General features: G+C 39.5%; 13 protein-coding genes, 2 tRNA genes, 6 pseudogenes, 1 riboswitch and 1 other annotated feature (1 of these 23 only partly in view). Of the genes and pseudogenes, 1 reads left to right on the top strand and 20 read right to left on the bottom strand.

The window, feature by feature from the left end:
- Positions 1-110, bottom strand: a binding site (T-box leader) (it extends 160 nt beyond the left edge of the window).
- 3 nt (positions 111-113) lie between these two features.
- From ilvD to ACEWFH_RS08060, 17 genes and pseudogenes are all read right to left on the bottom strand, one after another.
- Positions 114-1780, bottom strand: a pseudogene (ilvD, locus tag ACEWFH_RS08140) (dihydroxy-acid dehydratase).
- A 24-nt stretch (positions 1781-1804) separates the two neighbouring features.
- Positions 1805-2706, bottom strand: a pseudogene (gene ilvE / locus ACEWFH_RS08135) (branched-chain-amino-acid transaminase).
- Between the two features lie 802 nt (positions 2707-3508).
- A tRNA-Arg gene (locus tag ACEWFH_RS08130) sits at positions 3509-3585 on the bottom strand.
- Between the two features lie 190 nt (positions 3586-3775).
- Positions 3776-3849, bottom strand: a tRNA-Gly gene (locus ACEWFH_RS08125).
- 95 nt (positions 3850-3944) lie between these two features.
- Positions 3945-4463 (bottom strand): metallophosphoesterase family protein, encoded by a 519-nt coding sequence (locus ACEWFH_RS08120; RefSeq protein ID WP_473726813.1) that lies wholly within the window; start codon positions 4461-4463, stop codon positions 3945-3947.
- A gap of 37 nt (positions 4464-4500) precedes the next feature.
- The gene (locus ACEWFH_RS08115) at positions 4501-5055 is read right to left on the bottom strand and encodes an XTP/dITP diphosphatase (RefSeq protein WP_473726812.1); all 555 of its coding nucleotides are present in this window, start codon (positions 5053-5055) and stop codon (positions 4501-4503) included.
- A gap of 308 nt (positions 5056-5363) precedes the next feature.
- Positions 5364-6410, bottom strand: coding sequence for a GerMN domain-containing protein (locus tag ACEWFH_RS08110; RefSeq protein WP_473726811.1), 1047 nt, complete (start codon positions 6408-6410; stop codon positions 5364-5366).
- 129 nt (positions 6411-6539) lie between these two features.
- Positions 6540-7332, bottom strand: a pseudogene (gene racE, locus ACEWFH_RS08105) (glutamate racemase).
- A gap of 278 nt (positions 7333-7610) precedes the next feature.
- On the bottom strand, positions 7611-9323 hold the full coding sequence (gene ptsP / locus ACEWFH_RS08100) for a phosphoenolpyruvate--protein phosphotransferase (RefSeq protein ID WP_473726810.1): 1713 nt from the start codon (positions 9321-9323) through the stop codon (positions 7611-7613).
- Complete coding sequence (locus ACEWFH_RS08095; RefSeq protein WP_289494925.1) at positions 9323-9589, bottom strand: phosphocarrier protein HPr; 267 nt, start codon at positions 9587-9589, stop codon at positions 9323-9325. Before ACEWFH_RS08095 ends, ptsP begins: the two co-directional genes overlap by 1 nt.
- A 13-nt stretch (positions 9590-9602) precedes the next feature.
- A complete protein-coding gene (gene ptsG, locus ACEWFH_RS08090; RefSeq protein ID WP_473727242.1) occupies positions 9603-11627 on the bottom strand; it encodes a glucose-specific PTS transporter subunit IIBC in 2025 nt (674 codons plus the stop codon).
- 260 nt (positions 11628-11887) lie between these two features.
- Positions 11888-12750 (bottom strand): annotated as a pseudogene (gene glcT / locus ACEWFH_RS08085) (glucose PTS transporter transcription antiterminator GlcT).
- A gap of 228 nt (positions 12751-12978) precedes the next feature.
- Positions 12979-13203, bottom strand: a complete 225-nt coding sequence (locus ACEWFH_RS08080) for a helix-turn-helix domain-containing protein (protein WP_066243534.1) — start codon at positions 13201-13203, stop codon at positions 12979-12981.
- A 155-nt stretch (positions 13204-13358) separates the two neighbouring features.
- Complete coding sequence (locus tag ACEWFH_RS08075; protein ID WP_473726809.1) at positions 13359-13826, bottom strand: acyl-CoA thioesterase; 468 nt, start codon at positions 13824-13826, stop codon at positions 13359-13361.
- 121 nt (positions 13827-13947) lie between these two features.
- Positions 13948-14703, bottom strand: coding sequence for a succinate dehydrogenase iron-sulfur subunit (sdhB, locus tag ACEWFH_RS08070; protein ID WP_066243540.1), 756 nt, complete (start codon positions 14701-14703; stop codon positions 13948-13950).
- 2 nt (positions 14704-14705) lie between these two features.
- Positions 14706-16465: pseudogene (sdhA, locus tag ACEWFH_RS08065) on the bottom strand (succinate dehydrogenase flavoprotein subunit).
- Between the two features lie 15 nt (positions 16466-16480).
- Entirely contained in the window at positions 16481-17089 is a 609-nt protein-coding gene (locus tag ACEWFH_RS08060; protein WP_473726808.1) for a succinate dehydrogenase cytochrome b558 subunit, read from the bottom strand.
- 374 nt (positions 17090-17463) lie between these two features.
- On the opposite strand from ACEWFH_RS08060, the pseudogene ACEWFH_RS08055 reads away from it, so the two are divergent.
- Positions 17464-17837 (top strand): annotated as a pseudogene (locus ACEWFH_RS08055) (YslB family protein).
- A gap of 41 nt (positions 17838-17878) precedes the next feature.
- Here ACEWFH_RS08055 and ACEWFH_RS08050 read toward each other — a convergent pair.
- The 3 genes from ACEWFH_RS08050 to trxA all read right to left on the bottom strand — a co-directional run bounded on the left by ACEWFH_RS08050 (position 17879) and on the right by trxA (position 22270).
- Entirely contained in the window at positions 17879-19117 is a 1239-nt protein-coding gene (locus tag ACEWFH_RS08050; RefSeq protein ID WP_473726807.1) for an aspartate kinase, read from the bottom strand.
- 241 nt (positions 19118-19358) lie between these two features.
- A riboswitch (Lysine riboswitch) is annotated at positions 19359-19546 on the bottom strand.
- 65 nt (positions 19547-19611) lie between these two features.
- Positions 19612-21393: an excinuclease ABC subunit UvrC gene (gene uvrC, locus ACEWFH_RS08045; protein ID WP_473726806.1), complete on the bottom strand. Its 1782-nt coding sequence runs from the start codon at positions 21391-21393 to the stop codon at positions 19612-19614.
- A 565-nt stretch (positions 21394-21958) separates the two neighbouring features.
- Positions 21959-22270, bottom strand: a complete 312-nt coding sequence (gene trxA, locus ACEWFH_RS08040) for a thioredoxin (RefSeq protein ID WP_066396676.1) — start codon at positions 22268-22270, stop codon at positions 21959-21961.
- Positions 22271-22376: the final 106 nt, after the last annotated feature.

Below are 22376 nucleotides of genomic sequence, written 5' to 3'. Positions count from 1 at the left end.
CAAAAGGGCACTCAGGAGGGATGTCCTGGTATTAGGAATAACCGGTTCACAGCAACCACCGGCTCTCTGTGTATTCCACATCTACCATTGTTCTCCGTCATCGTTTTATGGTTTTAAATTTTTAAGATTCCTCCAGTGTTTGCAGATGTTACGAGTGCTGCATAACGAGCTAGATAGCCTTTTTTGATCTTCGGCTCAGGTTTTACCCAGTTTTCTTTTCGTTCGATCCAATCTTCTTCCGTTAATAAAACTTGAATGGTTCTATTTACAAGATTGATCAGGATCGGATCTCCATTGTTTACAAAAGCGATTGGTCCGCCTTGAGCGGCTTCAGGTGATATATGACCGATAGAGATTCCTCTGGAAGCTCCGGAAAATCTACCATCCGTTATTAACGCTACTTTAGTGCTTAATCCTCTTCCAGCTATCGCTGATGTAGGAGAAAGCATTTCTGGCATTCCGGGCCGCCCTTTGGTCCTTCATATCGAATGACCACGACATGACCTTCTCTAACTTCTCCATTATTGATTCCTTGAATCGCCTCTTCCTGAGATTCATAGACGATCGCCTCACCCTGGAATGTTTTTATGGAAGGATCAACAGCTCCTACCTTGATGACACAGCCGTCTGGTGCAATGTTTCCGTAAAGAATAGATAAGCCGCCGACTGGTGAATAAGCGTTTTCTTTTCTTCGGATAACATCATCATCTAAAATTTCAGCGTGACGCACTCGTTCCTCGAGCGTTTTTCCAGTTATCGTTAATCGATCGTTATGAATAGCTCCTTCCATTTTGCAAAGTTGATTGATGATAGCGCTGACACCACCAGCCCTATGAACATCCTGCATGGAATAATCAGAGGCGGGACTGATCTTTGAAAGATAAGGAATTCTTTCTGCAATTTCATTGATTCGAGATAAATCGTACTCAATCTCTGCTTCATTCGCTATCGCAAGCATATGGAGTACGGTGTTAGTTGAGCCACCCATCGCCATATCTAATGCAAAAGCGTCATCAATCGCCTCTTTAGTGATAATATCTCTAGGTTTAATGTCTTTTTTCACAAGATCCATAAGTGATACTGCAGCTTCTTTATACAGTGCTTTTCTTTCGTCTGATGTAGCTACGAGTGTACCGTTGCCGGGTAATGTAATTCCGAGCATCTCCATAATGGAATTCATACTGTTAGCGGTAAACATACCAGAGCATGATCCGCAAGTCGGACAGGCACTCGTCTCAAGTTCCAATAGTTCTTCGCGAGTCATCTTTCCAGCAAGGTGAGATCCTACCCCTTCAAAGACCGAGGCAAGAGAAAGCGATTTTCCTGCCATTGATTTCCCTGCTTCCATCGGACCGCCTGAAACAAATACGGCTGGTACATTCGTTCGAACAGCTGCCATCAGCATGCCAGGGGTGATCTTATCGCAGTTCGGTATATAAAACACACCGTCAAACCAGTGGGCGTTAATCACGGTTTCTGCTGCGTCTGCAATGACTTCTCTGCTCGGAAGCGAATACCTCATTCCAATATGCCCCATCGCAATACCGTCATCTACGCCGATCGTATTAAATTCAAAAGGTATTCCGCCCGCTTCTCTTATCGCTTCTTTTACCCATTCTCCTACTTTGTTTAGGTGCATATGCCCCGGAATAATATCAACATAGGAATTACAAACACCGATAAATGGTTTATCCATATCCTCTGGTGCAACTCCCGCTGCGTGGAGAAGACTTCTGTGCGGGGCTCGATCGATTCCTTGCTTGATCATATTACTGCGCATATCTGTAACACTCCTATACTTCTTTTATCCCGCTTGAACGGCTTGATTTGAATAAACTTTCACACCTTCTTCAACTACTTTTTTCTAAAGGATTCTAAAAGTTTGTTTGTATGCTCACCTGGTGTACCGTTTCCGATAACTCTACCATCTACTTTTACAACTGCGATGACTTCAGCAGCCGTACCGGTTAAGAATACTTCATCAGCTACATAAACATCGTGTCTCGTAAAAGGCTCTTCCACCATGTTGTATCCTTGTTCGCGTGCAATCTCGACAATCGCGTTCCGCGTGATCCCTTCAAGAGCTCCTAAGTAACCTGGAGGTGTCTTAATCGTATTGCCTTTTATAATAAATACATTGTCAGCTGAACCTTCCGCCACATAGCCTTGATCGTTTAGCATAAGCGCTTCACTTACACCAGCAAGACTCGCTTCGATCTTAACTAAAATATTGTTTAAGTAATTTAATGATTTTACTTTAGGACTTAATACATCCGGACGATTTCTTCTGCTTGCTACCGTGATGATTTCTAAGCCAGTCTCATAAAGTTTCTTAGGAAATAGAGCAAGTTGCTCTGCGATTACGATGACACCCGGATGGCCGCAAGTGAAAGGATCCAGTCCTAAATTCCCTTTTCCTCGTGAAATTACTAATCGAATATAAGCATCACGATATTTATTTTTCTGGAGCGTTTCGACAATGATGTCTGTTAACTCTTCTTTAGTGTGTGGAATTTGCAGCATAATGGATTGAGCAGATTCGTATAAACGCTGAAGATGTTCGTCTAAGCGATATACATTGCCGTTGTAAACGCGAATACCTTCAAACACCCCATCTCCATATAAAAATCCATGATCATAAACTGAGACTTTGGCGTCGTCCTTCAATACGTGCTCACCATTAACGTAAACCCATTGCTCCTGCATCGTGATCCTCCTTTTCTTTACATTTCGAATTATTAGAATTTTTTAAATATAAGGTAATAATTGTTGACAATATTACGCCCATATTCCGTAAGGGTCAACCATGAATTTAGAGTTTTTTTATTGAATTCTGACTTTTCAGTTATTTTGCACACGCTTACATTCCCATGGGCATAAGGATTGTGAGCAATTTAAATCCGCATTGTAAACATTTTTAAAGCGCTTACAATTATGTTGATAAAAAAATCTGCTTTCATAAGCTTTGTTGTTGTAGGGAAGTTCTTCAGTAAACGGGAGTCGGTATCAAGATAATGAATGAGCCTGAAAAATCTACAGGAGGAAATAGAATTAAAGAATAGATTGAAGGGAGTTGAGCCAATGTATTTGCATGGTGAAGGTCCTTTTTATGTGAATTAACGCCTTTTCCGAGACCGACCTGCCAAGAATCCTCACATCTGTCACAATTTCGGGGTCTTGTCAGCCCTTTTTGCCTTAGTTGTTACCACTAATTACGAGGTAATTCATTTTTTTACGAGGTAATCCAAGATATATACGTGTATAGCACTCATAATTCCGTAGATAAAACTATTTATCCGATTTTCGACAATTCCTCATATACTCCTGTGGGGTCTCACCTGGCAGGAGTCTTGCACCTTACACTTCGATTAACTTGCCAACGGAGGCAAGATTAGAAAATACCCAAGAATCAAATATCTTTTTGACAAAATCAAACAAAAAAAACACACCTTAACGTCCTTTAATGGAGGACATCAGGTGTGTCGATAATTGTTGTATGTAAGTATTATGGCGTCCCAGGAGAGATTCGAACTCCCGACCGTACGCTTAGAAGGCGTATGCTCTATCCGGCTGAGCTACTGGGACATATGTATTGGAGCCCCTTCCGCATAGCAATGCGCTTTCCGCAATTACCATGCGCTGCGGGCACACAGTGATTTGTTCCACCTGTCGACCGTGGATACAAATATGTTTTTTATAACATGCATTTTAAATGTAAGATCCGTTAAACTTTAGATGTACTTTTCATGTGCCATTTGAACGTGAGAAAAACAAATGGAGCGGGTGATGAGAATCGAACTCACGACCAGAGCTTGGAAGGCTCTTGTTTTACCACTAAACTACACCCGCAGACAATTTAGATCTTGTCGCGACGACATAACTAAATATACATGATATCTAAAAAAGAGTCAACCATTTTTTAAAACTTTTTTATTTCGTGTTGTTTATCTTTTCACAAAGGTCTTACTTAACTGATCTATACGTATACCGTCTAATGAATAAAAACTTACTGAAACATCCCCTTCTTCAACCTCGAGCATAGCATACGTCTTTTCGATTGTTCCTCTTGGCAGTCTAATACTCCCAGGATTGATAAAAATCATTCCCTCTCGTTCAAAGGCTTCTGCAACATGTGAGTGTCCAAAACAAGCTATTGTTGCTCCTGTTTCCTCTGCTCGGTAAGCAAGAGAAAGATACGACATCTTCACATCGTAAAGATGACCGTGTGTTATATATATACAAGTTTGTCCTAACAACTCGATCGCTTCATTAGGGAAATCACGGCCTAAATAATCCATATTTCCTTTTACAGTTACAAATCCAGACAGTTCCTCTGAACTTGTCGATAATTCGGAATCACCGCAATGTATCATTAAGTCAACTTCGCCCTCATAACGCTTCTTTAACGTTACTAGTTCATCTGTTAATCCATGACTATCACTTACGATTAAGGCTTTTCCCATAGCAGATCCTCCTCATTGATCAGATTCTTTAGTCTCTTTAAAGCGACAGCTCTGTGGCTGATTTTATTTTTTCTTCTTTTGCTAATTCGGCCATAGAACGATGTAGTTGAGGAACAAAGAATATAGGATCATACCCGAACCCTTCAGATCCTCTTTTTTCTCCTAAAATCTCACCTTCACATTCACCTTTTACAACAATTGTCTCTTTATGCGGTCTTGCAAAAGCCAACGCACATACAAATCGAGCACTTCTTTGTGTTGCAGGTACATTTTCAAGTTCAGCTAAAACTTTGTTCATGTTATCTTCATCACTTTTCTGTATACCTGCATATCTCGCTGAATAAACACCAGGTCTTCCTTCCAAAGCATCGATCTCTAGGCCTGAGTCATCAGCAATAACAGGTATGTTCAACTGGTTAGAAATAGTCTCCGCTTTTAAGATAGCATTTTCTTCAAACGTCTTTCCCGTTTCCTCAACATCTGGACTACCTTCAATATCTGATAAAGAAAGGATTTCACATCCAAGATTCTCAAACATGGATTGAAATTCTTTTACTTTTCCTATGTTTTTTGTAGCTATTAAGATCTTCATTATGTAAGCCTCCGTTTTGTAAAAAGTTCTTTTTTAAAGGCTGTTTTCTAGAATTGTTGCTATTTAATCTTTTGTCTTCTTTGAACAGTTAGTTGTAGTGTAAGGTGCGAGACTCCTGCGGGACAGGCGGGCAGGTGAGACACTTAAGAGTGAAACGTACGAATGTGGCTCACCGCCTGCCCCGCGGAAAGCGAGCAACCTGAAACGGAAATCAACTGCTTTCAAAAGCTACAATGAATGAAAACAACCTTTCATTAAAAAAAGAGACGATTCTCTCGTCTCTTTACTGTATCACAACCTATTTAATTTTAAAATTCACCTGTATTTACTTCTTTTGGTCTTGAAACCGGTGCTGTAAGTTCCTTGCCTTTTTCATTAAAGATTTTCGATTTACCATCTACTTTAATCGCTACTTTCTTTACTTCTGATAGTTCGGTTAAAGAAAGAACGATAGAATTCAATACTTCATCAGCGATCATGCTCTCTTCTTTATTATCTAACAAAGCTCCGTTAAAGTTAAGTGTAACTACACCATCTTTAACTACAGGTGTGCTCAATAACTTCACATCTGTTCTAAAGTCAGTAAGAAGACTGCTTTCTGCAGAAGGTCCATCAATCAAATGTTTAATCGTCGCAGTAACTTTATCTGTTCCTTCCTTCGCTACTCGACGTGTAACCGGAACATAATATGTCTGGTCTTGAGTCTGAGCTAAGAAATATAGAGTTACGAGCTCACTGCTTGTAATATCAGCAACGCTGCCGTTTTCGAGGTTAATTCCGTCTACCCTACTTACACCGTCGCCAACAGGGGTGTTGTTTACAGGCATTGAATTTTGGTTCTTTCCGTCGATCTGAATTTTTACCTTTTTAATATTATCAAACTGAGTAAGTGTAAATGTAATAGCTTGGAGAATTTTCATCTCATCTGTAGCGTTATATTCAGTAAATTCTTTAGAGAAGTTTGCAGTTGCTGTCCCCTTTTTAATGTTTACAGATAAAACCTCTGTATCTGCCGGTAACACTGCTTGAAATCCATTTGGCAGAATATTGCTTACGGGACCATCTTTAACAAGATATTGCAAAACCTGCTTTGCTGTTTCATCATGTTTTGGAAGAGCCAGAACTTGCGGTACAACCATTCCATTGCTGTCGAATAAAAATAACTGTCTTTTTTGTGTTTGCTCAGCGCTTGCCGCTTTATCTTTCTTATCAAGCGACTGCCCTTCTTTCACATAGTTCACTTTTGGGGGATCAAGCTCGTTTCTTGCTTTCTCTCCCCCAATTCCGCAACCCGATACCAGTAAAGACACTGACAACAAAAGCAGCGGAGCCCCTGATTTCATCATTTTGCGCATACTTTCCCTCCTCAAGTGGTTGTACTATTATGTATACGAGCTATATGCATCTATTAGACCACTTGTACAAAAATAAAAGAGAACAGAACCTATGATGGATTCTGCTCTCCTTTAGATAAAACTTTGGATTTATAATGATATGCACTCTACTTTATCAATTTTACGGTCAAGCCAGTGGTTCGCGATTTGAAGAAAATGACTGCTTTCTGCTGTAGCTATGAAACGGTGGTTAGGTCTTGAATCTTCTGTATTCAAAAGACCGCTATGATCCAGAATGACAGAAACCTCCCGTGCTGTTTCTGCACCAGAACATATCAGCTTAATGTGCTCCCCCATCACCTGCTGTATTACAGGTCTTAGTAGCGGGTAATGTGTACAGCCAAGGATTAACGTATCAATGGAAACATCTTTTAGAGGATAAAGAGTTTCTGAGACTGCGTTTAATGTTTCTTCACCTGATAGTTTTCCTTGTTCCACAAGAGGTACAAATAGCGGACAAGCTAAACTTTCAACAATAACATCGTTACGAATCTGCTTAAGAGCCTGCTTGTATGCACCGCTATTAATTGTACCGATTGTCCCTATTACGCCTACATGATTATTTCGAGTTGCTTTCAAAGCAGAACGCGCACCTGGATGTATGACACCGAGAACAGGAATATCCAGCTTTTTTCGCTTCTGCCAAGACTGCAGCCGTTGCTGTATTACATGCTATAACTAGCATTTTAATTTCTTGTTTTAGCAGGAAGTTAATCATTTCCCATGTATATGTCCTAACCTCTTCAAATGGTCTTGGACCGTACGGACACCTTTTTGTATCCCCTAAATAAATAATCTTTTCTTTCGGGAGCTGCTTCATGATCTCTCTTGCTACAGTTAAGCCTCCCACTCCAGAATCAATGACTCCGATCGGTTTGTTCAAAAACATCGCCTCATCTCTATATACCATACTGGCGTTAATCATTGTTTTCTATTCTGCTAATAATTTTATGAAATTGCAATAACATTCGTTAAAAAATTTATTTTTGTCTTAGAAGATTTAAAAAGGGCCATTTTAAAAAAACTGAAGCAACGACAACGCTCTATTCTTTCAATCACTTGTTCACATGTAAAGCGAGCACCTGTAACGGAAATCAACCACTTCCAAAAGTAGCAACCTAAAGAAAAAGACTATGGAATCTCCCCATAGTCTCTTCTTATTTAAAAGTTCTCTTCTGCAAATTTCACGACATCTTCCATCGTATCCATTTGTAAAATCTGATCGATGTGAGAGCTGATCTTTTCTTTAGATAAGCCTAAGATCTGACTGCGTGCTGGGAGTACAGAAGTCGCGCTCATTGAGAATTCGTCGAGTCCTAATCCTAACAGAATAGGGATCGCGATTGGATCTCCAGCCATCTCACCGCACATTCCAGCCCACTTGCCTTCTTTGTGGGCCGCGTCGATAACCATTTTGACTAGTCTCAAAATCGCAGGGTTGTATGGCTGATACAGATAAGATACCTGTTCATTCATACGGTCCGCCGCCATCGTGTATTGAATCAAGTCGTTCGTTCCGATGCTGAAGAAGTCTACTTCTTTAGCAAATGTGTCAGCCATCACAGCAGTTGATGGAATCTCAACCATGATACCAACTTCGATCGAATCAGAAACTTCAATTCCTTCTCCAACAAGTTTTTCTTTTTCTTCAATTAAGATTCCTTTTGCTGCTCGGAATTCTCCAAGTGTCGCGATCATAGGGAACATAATTTTCAAGTTTCCATAACGGCTAGCGCGAAGAAGTGCTCTTAGCTGTGTACGGAAGATATCTTGTTCTTCTAAGCAAAGACGAATCGCACGGAATCCTAAGAACGGGTTCAATTCTTTTGGAAGATTTAGATAAGGAAGTTCTTTGTCACCACCGATATCAAGTGTACGGATAACAACAGGTTTCCCTTCCATTTTCTCTAGTACTTCACTATAAGCCTTGAACTGCTCTTCTTCTGTAGGAAGCTGGTCACGGCCCATGTACAAGAATTCTGTACGGTATAATCCTACACCTTCCGCTCCGTTTTCCAATACACCTTTTACATCTGCAGGTGTTCCAATATTTGCAGCAAGTTCTACTTGAACAGAGTCGCTTGAGAATGTTTTTTCATTCACTAGCTTCGCCCATTCTTCTTTTTGCTTTTGATATTGTTTTTGTTTTTCTTCATAGGTTGCAATTTCATCTTCAGAAGGATTTACAATAACATGTCCATCTAAACCATCGATGATTACCATTACACCGTTCTCAACTTTTTCAGTAATTGTTTTAGTCCCAACTACTGCAGGTATTTCCATAGAACGAGACATAATGGCAGAGTGAGAAGTTCTCCCTCCAATGTCTGTTGCAAAACCTTTAACGAAATTACGATTTAATTGAGCAGTATCTGAAGGAGTCAGATCTTCAGCAAGGATGACAACTTCTTCAGAAATGCTGGCAGGTGTAGTGAACGTTACATTTAGCAAGTGTGCTAAAACACGCTTTGAAACGTCACGGATATCTGCTGCACGTTCTTTCATATATTCGTTATCCATAGATTCAAACATATTAATGAACATCGATGACACATCGTCCATAGCTGCTTCAGCATTTACTTTTTCATTTTCAATCTTTTGTTTTACAGCATCAACTAGTTCTGGATCGCTTAATACAAGAAGATGGGCAGCAAATATAGCTGCCTTATCTTCTCCTAGTTCCTTGTTCGCTTTTTCTTTAATAACAGAAAGTTCATCTTTTGACACAGAAAGCGCCGCATCGAAACGCTCGATTTCACTCGCTGAATCTGAAATTGATTTTCTTTCAATTGTTAATTCAGGGTTTTGAAGGACGAACGCTTTTGCGATTGCGATGCCGGCTGATGCTGCAATACCTGAAATTTTTTCAGACATTACTCACCAAGCCCTTCCTTTTTCATTACATCTTCTAATGCTGCAATTGCTTCTTCTGCATCTGAACCTTCTGCTTTAATCACGATTGAAGATCCTTGTTGGATTCCAAGGCTCATAACACCCATGATTGATTTTAAGTTAACGCTTTTCCCGTTGTAATCAAGTGTAATATCTGAGCTGAATTGACCTGCTTGGTTAACTAATGTTGTTGCTGGACGTGCGTGAATTCCTGATTCGCTAGTTACTTTGAATGTTTTTTCTGCCATGATAATTACCCCTTTATTTTTTAAATGTAATAATATTTTCTTCTTCTATAGCGACAGTTCCTGTTTTTTCAACGGAAACCGTTTCACCCGATAAGTTCGTAAACACAATCGGCGTGATGATAGATGGAGCATTTTCTTTAACAAAGTTTAGATCGACCTTTAAGATCTTCTGACCAATTTTTACTTTGTCACCTTCAGAAACAAAGCTCTCAAATCCTTCACCTTTTAGTTTAACTGTGTCGATACCAAAGTGGATTAAGATTTCTTTGCCTGCATCTGACTCAATACCGATAGCGTGTTTTGTCGGGAAGATATTGATTATCTTACCATTAACCGGTGAAACCACCAAGCCTTCTGCTGGTTCGATCGCAAATCCGTCACCCATCATTTTTCCTGAGAATACTTGATCCGGCACTTCTGTGATCGGAAGTATTTTCCCTTTAATCGGTGAAACGAAACGATCATCTGTAGAAATTGAAGATGTTGGATTAACAACTTCTGTCTCTTTTGTGACTACAACTTTTCCTTGTTCGGGCGTTTTCTCGATATTCTTCGGCTTAGCTACTGTCTTACCGTTAATGATATCCTGAATTTCACTCTTAATTGTATCAGAACGCGTTCCGAAGATGGCTTGAATGTTGTTACCCATTTCAAGGACACCAGAAGCTCCAAGTTTTTTCAAACGATCTTTGTCAACTTCCTTAGGGTCATTAACAGAAACCCTTAAACGCGTTATACAAGCATCAAGGTTAGAGATATTAGATTCTCCGCCTAGACCTTCTAAAATATTCGCTGCCAATGAATCTTTATTGGACGCACCAACATTCGTTTCAACTTCATCATCAACGATTTCTCGTCCTGGTGTCTTCAAGTTCCATTTGCGAATCGCAAAACGGAAACCGAAGTAGTAAATAACAGCAAAGACTAAACCTACAGGAATAACGAGCCACCAGTCCGTACGGTTAGGTAGTACTCCGAACAGCAAGTAGTCAATTACACCACCAGAGAATGTCATACCGATTTTAACATTTAACAGGTGCATAACCATAAAGGAAAGTCCTGCAAAAATAGCATGAATTCCAAAAAGAACTGGAGCAACAAATAGGAACGTAAACTCAAGCGGTTCAGTAATCCCTGTTAAGAAAGATGTAAGAGCAGCTGAACCCATGATACCTGCTACCACTTTCTTTTGCTCAGGACGTGCTTCGTGATACATAGCAAGTGCCGCAGCCGGAAGTCCAAACATCATGAACGGGAATTTACCAGTCATGAAAGTACCTGCTGTTAATTCGACGTTATCTTTTAACTGCGCAAAGAAAATAGCTTGGTCACCGCGAACAAGTCCTTCAGCAGCGGATTTGTAAGAGCCAAATTCAAACCAGAACGGCGAGTAGAAAATGTGATGCAAGCCGAATGGAATCAATGATCTCTCAATCACACCAAAAATAAATGCTGCAATCGTTAAGTTTGAATTGATCATACTTTCAGAGAACGTATTTAATCCATGCTGAACCGGAGGCCAGATGAACGTCATTACAATACCAAGTGCTAAAGCAGATACAGCAGTAATGATTGGAACGAAACGTTTACCAGCAAAGAACCCTAAGTATTGAGGAAGTTCAATATTGTAAAAACGCTTGTATAGATAGGAAGCTAAAATACCAACGATGATACCTCCAAACACACCTGTTTGAAGTGTTGGGATACCTAGTACGTTCGCAAAAGAAGGATCTTTTCCGATCATATCAGGTGTAACCCCTTCAATAACACTCATCGTCACGTTCATAATTAAGTATCCGATGATTGCAGCTAATCCTGCTACACCTTCACCGCCAGCAAGACCAACGGCAACACCAACTGCAAATAATAAAGATAAATTGGCAAAAACAATGTCACCAGATTTCTCCATTACATCAGCTACAAGCTGGAACCATGCTGCATCTAATGCAGGTATTCTTTCAATCAATGCTGGGTTTTTAAACGCATTACCAAAGGCAAGCAACAGACCTGCAGCTGGCAGGATTGCTACCGGCAGCATTAGTGCTTTACCTACGCGTTGTAGAACACCAAAAGTTTTTTCCACATAGGAAGTCCTCCTTTTAATATGATAACCCTTCCATTTACTTCCGCATAAAACAAAAAAAGACATAAATAAGAAACATGAGCAAATTGCCTAATCAGATATTAATATATCCTAATTAGGTGTCTGCTACACTTTTGTTTCTTACTTATGCCTGATCGAATCAGTAACACGTAAAAACGATGTATTGTATATTCATTTACTTATTACAGTTTGTCTTAATTGTCATAACGCGAAAGCCTTTGCAAATGCATCGTTAAATAGACAGCTTCTGCATGTGGCACGGGTTTGTTTAAGGTGTTTTGCATCACCTTTATCAACTTCCACGCCAAATTGTAGCATACCGGATATTCTTCTTTCAACACTTTTGCTAACTTTTCTTGTTCTTCCATAATATCTCCCATAGATATTCGTTCGATCGCATGCCGCAGATGGCGAACAAGACGCAAATAATTGATGCTTTTTGTATCGATGGTCAGTTCTAATGAATGCTGAACCATCTGCATCAGTGTATTGATCAATTGAGAGTGTTTTTTGATGTCCGTTACGCTTTTATTCGTAATCGCACTATGAATATGAAGAGCAACAAATCCAATTTCGCCTTCTGGAAGATGGATTCGTAATGATTTATTGATTATTTCAATAACTTCTTCTGCAACCGTATATTCTTTAGGGTATAGTGTTTGAGTCTCTGTAAGGAAAGGGTTTTTAATATCCAGACCTTGCTCCAATCGTTTGATGGCAAATGTGATGTGATCTGTTAATGCTACATAAATATGTTCATTCAAGTCGTTTTCAAATCTTGTTCTTATATGAACAATTACATCATTAATCAGTTCAACGATCTTTTCATCTATGTGAGTCAAAAGAGTTTTATATTGCTCTTGCTCGCTTTCATCTTTTAAAACAAATAGCTTGTCTATTTGGTTAGGCAGAATCGGTTCGCCTTGCTTTTTCCAAAGCCGATCCCTTTTCCAATTACGATTCGTTCTTCGCTGGAAGAATCGGTCACAATAACTACATTATTGTTAAGTACTTTTTTACTTGCAGGCTTTTGTTCATGAATTTTCACCTTTTTCATTTAGGTCCATAAACCATTAACATCATAACTTTCATCATAGCTGAAAAAGTGCAGAAAAATCAATTACACTTTTTGCCTGCATAGAAAACGAGGCTGACGAAATCTCTTTACGTCAGCCTTGTTACAGCTATATATCGACTTCAACTTGCTATACGTATCCATAATCATGATAAAAACTTTCTATTCGTGCAAACTGAAAACGGCTTTCACATGAAAGCCGCTTTCTGACTAAATCTCGAGTTCTCCAAGCCTCAATAACTCTACAACGGCTTGAGAGCGTCCTTTAACCCCAAGCTTTTGCATGGTATTCGAAATATGGTTTCGAACTGTTTTCTCACTAATGAATAGCTGTTCCGCAATCTCTTTTGTGGTCTTATCTTGGACTAATAGTTCGAAAACTTCTCTCTCTCTTTTTGTAAGTAGAGGCTTCGGTCGGTAGTGTTTATCTTTCAATGAATTCACCCCTCCTTGCTAGGGTTTAGGAACCGCCAACGAATATTGGAAGTATTTAGTCAACATATAGTATGTAACAAGACAGATGTGAGTGACTTGGTTCATTTAAAAAGTATTTATAATATTACAGATTAAACATAAAAAGAAGCCCATTTTTAAACACGGGCTTCTTTAGAAAAATTATGTAGTTGTTTTTTTAGCTCTTCCTTCCACTTTACAGGACGTCCATTTTTTCTTGAAATCTGTACGATCGCACCTCTTCCTGTAAATACAGGAACTTGTTTTTCGTTTATACCCAAGTAATGAATGTCGATGGAAGATGATCCTACATCATTGATTTTCACATGTACTCTTATTTTTTCGTCGTACATGATCTGAGCCAGATAATCACATTGAAGGTCTGCGACAACTGGAATCTCTGCCGAATTCGGAGCTCCCCAGTCAGTCATTAATCCCAATTCCTTAAACAGCGCTATTCTCGCTTCTTCCATATAGGTAAAGATATTCGTATTATTCACATGTCCAAATCCATCGATCTCACCAAACCTGACTTGCAGTTCATGATAAAAAGAAAATTCATTACTCCATTCATCCATATTTGATATGTAATCTTGTCTAGCCATCTCTTACCGCCTCTCTTAGATAGAAAACTTGATTGAAGCCACTCCTAACTCAAGGAAATACTGATTGTAAAAAAGCTTCCCCTAAAAGAGAGAAGCCTTGTTTAATTCTTATAACAAATGCTTAACGATCGCTGCCAAAGAAGTTCTTAAATGCTTGGAAACTCGTATCACGGTTTAATGCTGCGATAGAAGTAGTCAAAGGAATTCCTTTTGGACAAGACTGTACACAGTTTTGAGAGTTACCGCAAGATGCCAGTCCTCCGTCATCCATGATTGCATTCAAGCGTTCTTCTTTGTTCATTTCACCTGTTGGGTGTGCATTGAACAGACGAACTTGTGATAGTGGGGCAGGACCGATAAAGTCTGACTTCGAGTTAACGTTCGGACATGCCTCTAAACATACACCGCAAGTCATACATTTTGATAGTTCATAAGCCCATTGACGTTTCGTTTCGGGCATACGAGGACCAGGTCCAAGATCGTACGTACCATCAATTGGAATCCATGCTTTAACTCGCTTAAGCGCATCGAACATTCTGCTTCTGTCAATTGCCAAGTCACGGACAACTGGAAAAGTTTTCATTGGCTCAAGACGAATCGGCTGTTCTAATTGATCAACTAGAGCCGTACATGATTGTCTAGGCTTTCCGTTGATTACCATTGAACAAGCACCACAAACTTCTTCTAAACATCCCATCTCCCAGGTTACAGGAGTCGTAGCTTCCCCTTTTGAATTTACTGGGTTTCTACGAATTTCCATAAGAGCAGATATTACATTCATATTCGGACGATGAGGAATCTCAAACTCTTCTAAATATGGGGCAGTTTCTGGGTTATCCTGTCTTGAGATGATGAATTTCACCATTTTTGTGCTCATACTTACACCCCTGCCTTCTTCTTAGAATAGTCACGTTTACGTGGCTGGATAAGCGAAACGTCTACTTCTTCATATTCAAATTCTGGTCCGTTTGTCGCAGGATTGAATTTCGCTTTTGTTGTTTTTAACCATTGCTCGTCATTACGTTCAGGAAGTCAGGCTTGTAATGCGCTCCACGGCTCTCATCACGATTAAGTGCACCGAGAGTAATAACACGAGCAAGCTGCAGCATGTGCCAAAGCTGACGAGTAAACGACGCACCTTGGTTGCTCCACTTAGACGTATCGTTAATATTGATGTTCTTGTAACGTTGCATCAACTCTTGAATTTTTTCATCCGTTTGCTTTAACTTATCGTTGTAACGAACTACTGTTACATTGTCCGTCATCCATTCACCAAGCTCTTTATGGATCACGTATGCATTTTCAGTTCCATCCATAGAAAGGATGTTGTTGTATACTTCTTGATCTTTCTTAACTTGGTTGTCGAATACAGAAGAAGAAACATCTTCAACCGTTTTTTCCAATCCTTTAATATACTTAACAGCAGATGGACCTGCCACCATACCTCCGAAAATAGCAGAAAGCAATGAGTTTGCTCCTAATCTATTAGCACCGTGATATTGATACTCACATTCACCTGCAGCAAACAGACCCGGAATGTTTGTCATTTGGTCGTAATCTACCCACATACCACCCATTGAATAGTGAACAGCAGGGAAGATTTTCATTGGAACTTTACGTGGATCATCACCCATAAATTTCTCGTAGATTTCAATGATTCCACCAAGCTTAATATCTAATTCCTTAGGATCTTTGTGAGAAAGATCAAGGTATACCATGTTCTCGCCATTAATTCCTAACTTTAAATCTACACATACGTGGAAGATTTCACGAGTTGCAATATCACGTGGAACAAGGTTACCGTACGCTGGATATTTCTCTTCAAGGAAGTACCAAGGTTTCCCATCTTTATATGTCCAAACACGTCCACCTTCACCACGTGCTGACTCACTCATTAGACGAAGCTTGTCATCACCAGGAATGGCAGTTGGGTGGATTTGAATAAACTCACCATTTGCGTAATAAACACCTTGCTGATAGAGAGAAGATGCAGCACCACCTGTGTTAATTACGGAGTTCGTTGACTTACCAAAGATAATACCAGGGCCACCGGTTGCCATAATAACAGCATCAGCTGGAAAGCTTACGATCTCCATTGTCTTTAAGTTTTGAGCTGTGATCCCTCGGCATTGACCTTCGTTATCAACAATTGCAGATAAGAATTCCCAGCCCTCATATTTCGTTACAAGACCTGCAACTTCATGACGGCGAACTTGCTCATCAAGTGCATATAACAACTGCTGACCAGTCGTAGCACCAGCAAATGCTGTACGGTGATGCTGAGTTCCACCGAAACGTCGGAAATCAAGCAATCCTTCAGGTGTTCTGTTGAACATTACGCCCATACGGTCCATTAAGTGAATGATCCCTGGTGCGGCATCACACATTGCTTTTACAGGCGGTTGGTTCGCTAAAAAGTCCCCGCCGTAAACAGAGTCATCAAAATGCTCCCATGGTGAATCTCCTTCACCTTTAGTATTTACAGCACCGTTTATACCACCTTGAGCACAAACAGAATGCGAACGTTTTACTGGAACTACTGAAAAGAGGTCAACATTTACACCAGCCTCAGCTGCTTTAATTGTAGCCATTAATCCGGCGAGACCTCCGCCAACAACAATAATTTTTTGATTACTCAATTTGTCTCACCCCTTTTAAATAAATGCAAAGATTGTTCTAACGCTAACAATAGCAAGTGCCACGAATACAGCCATTGTTACGTATGTTGAAATTTTCTGTGAACGAGGCGAAACTGTAAGGCCCCAGCTGACAAAGAACGACCATAATCCGTTAGCAAAATGAAATACTGCAGATAATACACCTACAAGATAGAAGACAACCATGAATGGAGAACTTAAAATATCTGCCATCATATTGAAGTTAACTTCTTGTCCTAATGCAGCTTGTACACGTGTTTCCCAAACGTGCCAAGCGATAAAAATTAATGTAATTACGCCTGTTACACGCTGAACGAGGAACATCGCATTGCGGAAATAGCCATAACGACTAACGTTGTTTTTTGCTTGGAACGTAATATATAGACCAAACACCGCATGAAACAAAAGTGGTAAATAGATAACAAACATTTCTAGGAAAATACGAAACGGTAAACTTTCCATAAAATGTGCTGCGGTGTTAAATGCTTCAGCATCCCTTGTTGCAAAATGGTTTACAACTAAATGCTGAACGAGAAAAAGCCCGATCGGAATTACTCCTAATAATGAATGAATTCTTCTGTTAATAAAATCTCTACTGCCAGCCATTTTCTTGCCCCCTTCAAATTTAGCCTCTCTCTGGCTGCTAATCTTTGTTCCTCTCCACATGTAAGCGTTTTAAGTTTCCTCATTTAGAGGATGAGTGTTAAACAATTAGTTTAATTAACTAGCAACATGTCCATTTTACTCCCATCGTTTGACACCGTCAAGAAAACGCTAACAACTTAATAGGTAATTTTTATTGATACATCAACGTTTTTTTCCTGTTAAGATTTTCGACAAATACCGATAGTTGCTATAGAGTTTGAACAGCATTCCCGTTATAATAAAAATAGAAAGAAGGGATGCAGAATGTTTAAACAAAAAACAAAGGATGATAACACCCTGTAGAACAGCTTTCTGTTTCAGCTTTTGGGTATGAAATCCTTAGAAGCGATTTGTTGCCTGAACTTCTCGGTAAACAAGAACGAAATATTCTCTATTGGGCAGGTAGACACTTAGCCAGAAAATATCCTTTACATACGATGGAAGAAGTACATGCATTTTTTAATGAAGCAGGCTGGGGTAATCTTGAAATGATCGAAGCATCAAAAACAGAGATGTTGTTCTCTTTACACTCCGTTCTTATTGAGCAGCGTATCGAGAATTTCAATCACCAAACGTTCAGCTTAGAAGCAGGTTTTCTAGCCGAACAAGTCCAGCTGCAAAAAAATGTACAACTGAAGCATTAGAATCCGTTAAACGGAACAAAGTTTCCATCACCGTTCAATGGGATAAAAAAGATACGATCGAATAACACAAAAGCCGGCATATGCCGGCTTTTTGAATGTTTGTTCATTACGTGTTCTGTACTGGAACACGTGCATCCAGTTCAAATGCATCATGCAACGTTTCAATAGACTTGATCATATCTTGTTGTTTAACAACAGTTGAAACCTTAATTTCTGATGTACTTACCATCTTAATCATAATATCTTGATCTGACAAAGCTTTAAACATTTTAGCAGCTACACCAGGATTAGAAATCATTCCTGATCCAACGATCGAAACCTTGGCAAGATCCCCTTCATAGCTGATTGACTCAAACCCTAATTGTTCTTGATGAGCAGCAAGTACTTCTTGTGTTTCTGACAAAGAGTTTGATTCTATCGAAAATGAAATATTCGTTTTTTCTTCATTTAATACATTTTGAATGATGATATCTACATTAATTCCATTTGAAGCAAGTATTGTAAACAGTTCCGCTAATGCATGGATCTCATTGGGAATCGCTGAAACTGTGATTTTTGTTATATTCCCTTCAAATGCTAATCCTCTTACCATTAAGTTTTGTTCCATTGATGGTTCCTCCTCTACTAACGTTCCGCGTTCTTCACTCATACTCGATCTTACTTCTAATGTAATAGAATAGTTTTTAGCAAACTCTACAGCTCTAGGGTGTAGGACCCCTGCTCCAAGGTTCGCCATTTCCAGCATCTCATCATAAGAGATAGAAGGTATTTTTCTTGCCGATTTTACAACGCGAGGGTCAGTCGTATAGACTCCTGTAACGTCTGTATAGATATCGCATCGGTCAGCTTTTAATGCTGCCGCTAATGCCACGGCTGTTGTATCCGACCCGCCTCTACCAAGGGTAGCAATATCTTTTGTCTCAGGAATCAGACCTTGAAAACCAGCAACAACAACAATGTTTCCTTCCTTAAGCAAACCGTTAATTCTTTCGGAATCTATGTCTAGTATCCTAGCATTCGAAAACGCATTTTCTGTTTGAATTCCAGCTTGCCAGCCTGTTAAGGATTGAGCTTTGTACCCTTCTTGATGAAGAGCCATCGTCAACAGTGCAATCGTAACTTGTTCTCCTGTAGTGAGGAGCATATCCATTTCACGTTTGGAAGGATTTTGATTGATTTCTCCAGCTAGCCTTACAAGCTCATCTGTTGTTTTACCCATTGCAGATACGACAACAACGACTTCATTACCAGCATCTACTTCATTGATAATTCGTTTTGCAACATTCTGTATCCGCTCAACAGAACCAACACTTGTGCCGCCAAATTTTTGAACGATTCTCCCCATGATTCTCCAATTCCCTTCTTGTTGTAATATTCTATCTCTTTTATTAGAAAACTTTGTTGACGCTCAAATTTTTACGTCTAATTTGTTGCACTTATACTTTCAACAATAACTTTTTCGCAAGCAGGATTTTTATCATCCAGAAAAGTTATATTATTCTGAAAGTAGAAACGAATAAAAAAGCAACAATAAGGAAAAAACCCTATTGTTGCTATTATCCGTAGCAAGCCAAGTTTGTTTCCCTTAGTGAGATAGTCCTCCACACAAATCCTGGGGGACTTGTGTGACAGCTCTGTATTTATTCAATACAGGTCCAGCATAAAAGGCTAGAAGTCCTTTTACACTTCGGCAAGAATCCCCTTTCTTCCATCATCACAAGAGCTTCTTCTCTTCAGATGGTCTACTATTGGTTCCTGCTCCTCTACCATCACTTCATTCGAAGCATGGCATTTTTATAAAGTTGGCTTCATTTTAACAAAGTTATCTTTCAACTGCAACTACTCATTCGATAAAAATGCTTTCGTAATGAGTTCAGCAACAGGTTTAGGTACTCCAGCTTCTTGTATTTCTTCAACCGACGCTTCCTTCAGCTTCTTCAGCGAACCAAAATGGCGAAGTAGCATCTTCTTTCTTTTATCTCCAATCCCTGCTATGTTATCTAACGTGGATTCAAACATACTTTTAGAACGTACCTTACGGTGAAACGAGATCGCAAAACGATGCACTTCATCCTGAATCCGTTGCAAAAGATAAAATTCTTGGCTGTTTCTCGGCAAGTGGATCATCTCTGGAGGATCACCAAGCCAAAGTTGTGACGTTCTATGTTTTTCATCCTTCGATAGCCCTGCGACAGGTATAAAAAGATTGAGCTCATTTTCTAAAACATCCTGAGCGGCTGATATCTGACCTTTACCACCATCAATAAGGATCAGACTTGGAAGTTCCCCTTCTTCTCTTAGCACTCTTGTGTATCTTCTTCTGACGACTTCTTTCATGGAAGCATAATCATCAGGACCTTCAACCGATTTGATCTTATATTTTCTGTAATCCTTCTTATATGGTTTGCCATCTACAAAAACCACCATCGCTGAAACAGGATCTGTTCCGTGAATATTAGAGTTATCAAACGCTTCAATTCGATATGGTGGAGCTACACCCATTCTTTCACCAAGGTTCTCTACTGCTTTTATCGTTCTAGCTTCATCCTGTTCAATCAATGCAAATTTTTCGTTAAGAGCAAGGGTCGCATTTTTAGTCGCTAATTCAACCAGCTCTTTCTTCTGTCCTTTTTTTGGCTGCAGCACTTTTACTTGAAGAAGTTCTGAAATGAGTTCAGCGTCCACTTCTTGCGGAAGGAGAATTTCTTTAGGCATCAGATGATTCTTTTGCAAATAGAACTGACCGATAAATGTAAGTAGATCTTCATGAGCCTCTCCGTAAAAAGGAAAAACAGAAATATCTCTAGCGATCACTTTACCTTGACGGATAAAGAAAACTTGGACACACATCCAACCTTTATCAAAATGATAGCCAAACACATCTCGATCCACTAGATCGGCAGTCATCATTTTCTGCTTTTCCATAACAGCTTCAATATGTTGAATCTGATCGCGAAGTTCTTTTGCCCTTTCAAAGTTTAAGGCCTCAGACGCTTCAAGCATCTTTTCAGATAACTGGCTCTTAACATCTTGATATCCGCCATTCAGAAATTTCACGATGCCTTCTACCATCTGCTTGTTTTCTTGTTCTGTAATATCGTAAACACACGGTCCTAAACATTGACCGATGTGATAGTACAAACACACTCGTTTAGGCATCGTGTCACATTTTCTTAGTGGAAAAATACGGTCTAACAGTTTTTTCGTTTCTTGGGCCGCATACGCATTCACAAACGGTCCAAAATATTTGCCGCCATCTTTTTTTATTTTCCTTGTGTATAATAGTCTTGGCTGTTTTTCAGAAGTAACTTTTAAATATGGATAGCTTTTATCATCTTTCAGCATGACATTATACCGAGGGTCATGCTTTTTTATAAGGTTCATCTCGAGAACTAAGGCTTCCATCTCCGTAGAGGTGACAATATATTCAAAGTCTCTGATCTCACTGACGAGCCGTTGTGTTTTGCCATCATGCGTTCCTGAAAAGTAAGATTTCACTCGATTTTTTAAGACCTTTGCTTTACCTACATAGATTACTTTACCGAACTCATTTTTCATGAGATAGCATCCAGGCTGATCAGGAAGCAGCATTAATTTTTGTTTTACCGATATAGAGGTCATGTCATCCCCCTTAACTTCATTGCAGTCTTTTCGTTTATCATATCATGTATGTACTAAATCAATATACTTTCGTGATTAAATTACCATATACATTCATTTATCGACAATATTTCCTAGAAAATATTACAAAAGCTAAGGATGTTTTCTCTTTTAGAAATATTAGCTCCTATTTAAGATGCTTGCTTGCAGCGGTTTGTAAGGCGGAACTCTTAAAGCGGCTTTCAAAAGAATTGTTGCTATTGAATCTATATTTACTCTTCATTTGCATGTTAATTGAAGCGTAAGGATGCGTGCCTACCACCTGAGAAGCATCTCGCGAGGCATGCGACGAGGAAGCTCACTTCGATAGCATTTACTAGTAGACGCAGGAGCAAGGATACTTCCTCGAACCGGTCAGGTGGAGACATCTATTAGCCCCTAGCGGCAGGAGGCTCACCGCCTGCCTCGCGGAAAGCGAGCAGCCTAGAGCGGAAATCAGCTACTTTCAAAACTACATAGAATAGCCTTTCTAAAAAAATCTATTCCACAAAAAAAAGCCCGAAGTTCGGGCTTTTTTGTAGATCGCTTACTTATGTTTGTTTAAAAGCTCTACTAAAGCTTCTTTAGGCTGGAAACCTACAACTTGGTCAACCACTTGACCATCTTTAAATACTAGTAAAGTAGGAATGCTCATTACACCATATTTACCAGCTGTTTCTTGATTTTCATCAACGTCCAGCTTAACTACTTTTACTTCTTCCATTTCTTGATCTACTTCTTCAAGTACTGGAGCAATCATTTTACAAGGTCCGCACCATGGTGCCCAAAAGTCAGCAAGTACTAAACCTTCATTCGTTTCTGTATTAAATGTTTGATCTGATGCATTAACAATAGCCATTTATTTGGCCCTCCTTTTAAATAACAAAGTGTAAACAAAGTATATCCCACAAATAACTCAGTTGCTAATAGTTTGCTCAACCTTATGGTACCCAAGTTTTCAATTG

This window comes from Fictibacillus sp. EA-CB0309 (assembly GCF_055814265.1).
This window is presented reverse-complemented; position numbering and strand designations above follow the sequence as displayed.

Bases quoted from the DNA above. Each gene is read 5' to 3' on its own strand.
- ACEWFH_RS08120 (WP_473726813.1), bottom strand. From the start codon at position 4,463: ATGGGAAAAGCCTTAATCGTAAGTGATAGTCATGGATTAACAGATGAA.
- sdhB (WP_066243540.1), bottom strand. From the start codon at position 14,703: ATGAGCACAAAAATGGTGAAATTCATCATCTCAAGACAGGATAACCCA.
- uvrC (WP_473726806.1), bottom strand. From the start codon at position 21,393: ATGACCTCTATATCGGTAAAACAAAAATTAATGCTGCTTCCTGATCAG.
- ACEWFH_RS08115 (WP_473726812.1), bottom strand. From the start codon at position 5,055: ATGAAGATCTTAATAGCTACAAAAAACATAGGAAAAGTAAAAGAATTT.
- ACEWFH_RS08050 (WP_473726807.1), bottom strand. From the start codon at position 19,117: ATGGGGAGAATCGTTCAAAAATTTGGCGGCACAAGTGTTGGTTCTGTT.
- trxA (WP_066396676.1), bottom strand. From the start codon at position 22,270: ATGGCTATTGTTAATGCATCAGATCAAACATTTAATACAGAAACGAAT.
- ACEWFH_RS08060 (WP_473726808.1), bottom strand. From the start codon at position 17,089: ATGGCTGGCAGTAGAGATTTTATTAACAGAAGAATTCATTCATTATTA.
- ACEWFH_RS08110 (WP_473726811.1), bottom strand. From the start codon at position 6,410: ATGCGCAAAATGATGAAATCAGGGGCTCCGCTGCTTTTGTTGTCAGTG.
- ACEWFH_RS08075 (WP_473726809.1), bottom strand. From the start codon at position 13,826: ATGGCTAGACAAGATTACATATCAAATATGGATGAATGGAGTAATGAA.
- ACEWFH_RS08095 (WP_289494925.1), bottom strand. From the start codon at position 9,589: ATGGCAGAAAAAACATTCAAAGTAACTAGCGAATCAGGAATTCACGCA.
- ptsP (WP_473726810.1), bottom strand. From the start codon at position 9,323: ATGTCTGAAAAAATTTCAGGTATTGCAGCATCAGCCGGCATCGCAATC.
- ptsG (WP_473727242.1), bottom strand. From the start codon at position 11,627: ATGCTGCCGGTAGCAATCCTGCCAGCTGCAGGTCTGTTGCTTGCCTTT.